The organism is Bradyrhizobium sp. ARR65, from assembly GCF_000472385.1.
GTDB lineage: Bacteria > Pseudomonadota > Alphaproteobacteria > Rhizobiales > Xanthobacteraceae > Bradyrhizobium.
The window spans coordinates 1-1,138 of sequence record NZ_AWZU01000138.1 but is presented as its reverse complement, the minus strand read 5'-3'; the positions used below and the strand labels follow the sequence as shown (position 1 = coordinate 1,138).

Annotated in this window: 2 protein-coding genes; both read left to right on the top strand. The window is 61.2% G+C overall.

Annotated features, from left to right (window positions below):
- The coding region (locus tag F758_RS51405; protein ID WP_035725428.1) for a hypothetical protein at window positions 1–515 on the top strand (515 nt) is incomplete at its 5' end.
- The gene (locus tag F758_RS0143045; protein ID WP_024513514.1) at window positions 509–898 is read left to right on the top strand and encodes a hypothetical protein; all 390 of its coding nucleotides are present in this window, start codon (window positions 509–511) and stop codon (window positions 896–898) included. The genes F758_RS51405 and F758_RS0143045, both read left to right, overlap by 7 nt.
- The last annotated feature ends 240 nt before the right edge of the window (window positions 899–1,138 follow it).

Below are 1,138 nucleotides of genomic sequence, written 5' to 3'. Positions count from 1 at the left end.
TCGGCGCGCAAATCAGCGGAAACATCTGCTTCTACCTTGGCAAGTTCACCGACGTCCGCGCTTACCATGAGAGTGTTTTCTCCTTATGGGATCCGGCCTATCGAGCCTTCGCGCCGACGGCAGAAGATCCATACGTTGGAGCCGTGATCCATTTTTCCCGGACGTTGGTCTGCCTTGGTGATCTCGATGAGGCGCGTTTGCGGCGGGACGAGGCCCTTGCAGAATCGCAACGGCTCTCGCCCTTCATGCGGGCTTTCGTGCTGCGTCAGGCTTGGTATCGCGATTGGGCGGTCGAGGGGACTGAGGCAGGCCGGTCGATGCTTGCGTCGGCGAAAGAAGTCGTGACCGTCTCGGACGAACATGGCTTCCGTGACTCGTTGGCAATCGGGAACATCATGCGCGGCTGGTGTCTGGCCAGCCTGGGGCAAGCCGCCGAGGGCATCCCGCTACTCCTTGGAGGGCTGGCAACGTGCCGCGCCGGGAATCGCAAGTTGATGATTCCATTTTTTTGCTGACGCTCGCGGACGCTTACGGAATGGCGGCGCAACCGCAACAAGGGCTTGATCAGCTCGCTGAAGCGGCCAAGTTGGTTGAGACGACGCACGAGCGCTGGACCGAGGCCGAGATACATCGGCTCCGTGGGAGGCTATTGCTGTCCATGCACGAGCACGCCGCAGCCGAGGATAGCTATCGCCGCGCACTCGAAGTGGCGCGGCGTCAAAGCGCCAAGTTCTGGGAGCTGCGCGCGGCCCGCGATCTTGCGCGGCTTTGGTGCGACCAGGGCAAACGAACCGAGGCGCGCGATCTGCTCTCGCCCATTTACGGCTGGTTCACCGAGGGGTTAGAAACGCGCGATCTGAATGAAGCAAAGCACTTGCTCGCCGATTTGGCGTACTGAGGGCCTGCGGTCGACTTCCTGTTGTTGAGCGGGGCCTTGGTGCCTGAGAATTATCACTCCGCAAATCGCGTACCGTGGATAACCCGTTTTATCGTGCTCTGTGGAAACGCAGCGGCCAGAACAGCGAGAGGCGGACATCTGTTCTTGTGCTGGTTTTCGGACGCCGGGATCATGGGAGCCTCCACACGATGAGGTCGCCGGCGGCCGAAAAGCGCCAAGGCACGAAGTCGCGGGAAGTGA